At 65.6% G+C, this 3,621-nt stretch carries 3 protein-coding genes and 1 pseudogene; all 4 read right to left on the reverse strand.

All coding sequences use genetic code 11. From position 1 onward, the window contains the following. Window positions 1-1,190 (reverse strand): hypothetical protein (locus DYI24_RS23185; protein WP_164574007.1); only part of this gene is annotated, 1,190 nt, incomplete at its 3' end. A 289-nt stretch (window positions 1,191-1,479) separates the two neighbouring features. After that, window positions 1,480-1,644, reverse strand: a complete 165-nt coding sequence (locus DYI24_RS23190) for a Flp family type IVb pilin (protein WP_012495417.1) — start codon at window positions 1,642-1,644, stop codon at window positions 1,480-1,482. A 112-nt stretch (window positions 1,645-1,756) separates the two neighbouring features. Further along, window positions 1,757-3,157, reverse strand: a complete 1,401-nt coding sequence (locus DYI24_RS23195; protein WP_164574008.1) for a TAXI family TRAP transporter solute-binding subunit — start codon at window positions 3,155-3,157, stop codon at window positions 1,757-1,759. A 123-nt stretch (window positions 3,158-3,280) separates the two neighbouring features. Continuing rightward, window positions 3,281-3,621: pseudogene (locus DYI24_RS23200) on the reverse strand (MFS transporter); the annotation flags it as partial.

Genomic DNA, 3,621 nt, shown 5'->3' on the forward strand with positions numbered 1-3,621 from the left:
TTGCCGCCGGATCCCAGCCCGCGCCCCAGTGGCGCCGCCAGAAATCCGTTCCACCCGCCCATCAGGCCGATGACGTGATAATCGCCGATCTTGAGGCCGCTGTGGATCACCAGGACGGCATAGAGCGCCAGCACCCCGATGGCGCCGAGCAGCACCAGCACCGGGCCGATCACGATCGTCCCGATCCACGCGGCGCCGACGAACAGCACCATGATCGCCGCGCCTTTGACGCCGCATAACAGCATCAACACGAATGCTAACGCACCGAGACCGGCACGCCCAATCGCGAACAGGAACAGCGAGAAGAAACCAATTCCGTAGGCGAAGCTGACCGGGCTGATATTCGGTCCGTACAGCCGCAGCATCTGGCCGAGGCCGAGACCGCTGAGCAGCGAGGTGTTGAAGAAGTCGACGACGAACAGATCCTTGATGCCGACGATCACCTTTCCGGTGGTGCGCATCTCGCGCTCCCAGACGCCGGATTTCGCCGCCTTGATCTCTTCCAGCCGCCAGTAGGCGTGCCCATTGGTGAGAGCGAGCCAGGTATCGCGGAACAGGAATTCGACGGCGCCGCAGATCAGGATCATCACCGCGATGATGACGATATAGGGCGTCACCCGAATCCGATGATTCGCAGCCGCCAGCAGCGCGAGCTGAAACAGCAGCAGCGGCAGCCCGATGTTGCGGAGATAGATCGCCGATGCCTTCGGCTCGCGGCCGAGGCCGATCACGAAGTAGATCCCCATCACCGCCAGCACGGCGGTGCTGGCCAGCAACATGCGGTTCAGACCGGGCGATCGCCGCGACAGGATCGATTGCACGAACGCGACCAGCCACATCACCGCGCAGATCAGAAAGTTATAGCCTTTCAGAATCTCGAGCTCGGACGGGTCCGTCAGCAGCGACGAATACAGCGAGACGAAGACGTTCTGAAACACCAGCACGAAGATCGCGATCACCGGCCCCTGCGCCGGCATCAACAGAGCGATCGCAACCGCGATCAGCGTCTCGACCGCAATAGCAAGAACCGGACTGGCGATATGCAGCAGCGGCGAGAATGCAGTCGCCCCCAGCGCAACGGCGAAGGTCAGGAGAATCCGGGCCAGCGGTTCGCCCGACGGATCGGCGGCGGACCAAGATCCCGTTCCCGATCGTGCATCGCCTAAGGCCGATGTGCCGGCGAGCCGCATGCTTCAGACCTTCGGTTGGCTGTCGGACGACGAACCCAAACGGTTAGCCGCGAACGCCGAAGAAGCGGTTAACCATCGCGGCGTCCGACGAGGCAACGGAGTTCCCGGCTCGTGAGGTTAAGCATTCGGTAAGGATAGACGGCCTCCGGCAAGCGTGATGAGCTTGCTGGCAGCTCACGCGCCGATCCGACTCCAGCGAAGCCTGATCGGGCTGACGCAGACCACCCTCCAAAGCTGGAGGCCCTATGGCCCCAACATCCCCTCGACCAAACGGGGCGGAGACTGAGAGTTACTTCATCGCCTCGCTGACTGAAGTGTACTTACCCGCCAGACTGTTGCCGAGCGTCGTTACCACGCCGAGGATTACGATGCTGAGGCCCGCGGCGATCATGGCATATTCGATCGCAGTGGCGCCGCGCGTGTCAGCCCAGAAGCGGGAAATCAGGCGTCGCACGGCACTCTCCTGTGTTCGCGACCACATCGCCCTCGGGTTCTTCCGGGGCAGGCTGGAACCGTAGAGGTGACAAGTTACAGGAATCTTGACGGCATCCTGCTACTGCAAGCGATCAGGCCCGGGCGGCGGGCAGCACCGCCGGATCAGCCGGAACCAGCCTGGGGCCGGATGCGCTCAGGGCGGCCCGGCGGTCGACCACCGCGTGGTGGAACTGCTCCAGCACCAGGCTGAACGGCTCGAGGTCCTCGATCGCGCCGTCGTCGTAGCAATCCAGCGTGTCGCGCAGGATCTTGTCGATCTCGTGCTGCAAGGTGTCCAGCGCCTCCAGTGACTCCGCCTTCCGGGCCTTGGCGACCATCGCCAGCGCACGGTCGCGCATCTTGGCGCCGGCTTCGCGCTCGTCGCGGCTCAGATAGCTGCGGAACCAGGCGCCCGCCGAACCGAGGCCGGACAGCAGCAGTACCAAGCCCCAGATGTAGTCGCTGTTGCGCTCCATGAAGGTGCGGTCGGTGCCGTCGATGAACGCGGCGGCGCCGGGGTGGGCCGGCAGCGCCGCATCCTTCTCGGTATCCGGCGCTTCGATCTTGCCGGCGAGCGGCATCTCGCGGGCGATCTGCTGCCGGGCGGCGAAGATCTGCCGGGTCAGCTTGGTCACCGTCACCGAGGACAGCGACTGCCGCGCGATAATCAGGTGATTGACGCTGACGGTGTCGACCTTGTCTTCGGGGCGCGCCGGCTGGGTCGAGAAGATGCTGCCCGGGATCTCTTCGGAGTCGTAGATCGGGTATTTCTTGGCGATGGCGTCGCCGACATCGACCGGCAGGAACCGCGGCTCGCCCCGCGCCTTTGCGGTCGCGGCGATCGCTTCGCCGGTGATCTTGCTGTCGAGCGGCCCAACCGCCAGGAACGCATCGAGCGCGGGATCGCGCGCCATTTCGGCGAGCTGGCCGGTGGCGAACTGCTCCTTCTGGACCTTGTCGGGCGCGACGCCGGACTCCGCCAGAATGATGTCGAACAGTTTGACATTGGCCGGCGTCCGCCCGATCACGCCGACCCGGCGGCCGGCGAGATCGGCAATCGTCTTGATCGACTTTTTGCCTTTTCCGGCCGACGACGGCGCCCACAGCACCACCACGTTCTTGCGCAGCACCGCCACCGCCTGCGCGTCGGCAGGCAGGTCGAGGTCGGCGCGCGTCACCGCAAGGTCCGCCTTGTGGTCGCGAAACGCCTCGATGCTCGGCGTCGCCCCACCCGTCACCAATGGCACCAGCCGCACCGCAGCCCGATCCCGAGCAAAACTCTGCGCCAGTGCCTGCACCAGCTTCAGGTCGTCGCCGCCGCCCGGCCCCACCGCGATCTTCAGGCTGACGGGCCGCAGTTCGTAGAACACCAAGGCAAGCACGCCAACCGCAACCAGAATGAATGTCAGCACCGCCGCCAGCACAAAACGCTCGCGATTGCGGCGTCGCCGCTTGCGGAAACTGTCGCTGCCACTGCCGTCCGGGGATGCCATCCCGTCACCCGCTTCTCGCGCCGGCGCGGCGCCGGCTCACGCCCTGCGCCGAGCTTACGGCCGTTGTGCGGCAGAGTACTCAATTTTCAATGGCGGGGTATCGGCAAATCCGACCGTCGACGCCTACTCCGAAAGCGCGAGCGTCGGTTCGGGTCCGGCCAGCTTGCGCTCTTCCATCACGACGATGCACAGCGCCGAGGCCGTCAGCATCAGCGCCGCCGCGCCGAACACCCAGCGGAACGCCGCGACCATCTCGGCGGACGCAACGCTGCCGACGACATGGCGATGCTCGGCGCCGCCAAGCTGCACGTCGCCGCCGAGCGCGATCAGCAGGATCGCTGTGAACGCCGCCACCGTGAACGAGGCCATCAGCGCCCGGAAGAAGTTCATCGCGCCGGTCGCGGTGCCGATCTGCGGCCGCGGCACCGCGTTCTGGATCGACACCACGCTGACCGGAAACACCG

Source organism: Rhodopseudomonas sp. BR0C11 (assembly GCF_010820945.1).
Lineage (GTDB): Bacteria > Pseudomonadota > Alphaproteobacteria > Rhizobiales > Xanthobacteraceae > Rhodopseudomonas > Rhodopseudomonas palustris_H.

Excerpts from the sequence above, each read along its gene's own strand:
- DYI24_RS23195 (WP_164574008.1), bottom strand. The coding sequence starts at position 3,157 with ATGGCATCCCCGGACGGCAGTGGCAGCGACAGTTTCCGCAAGCGGCGA.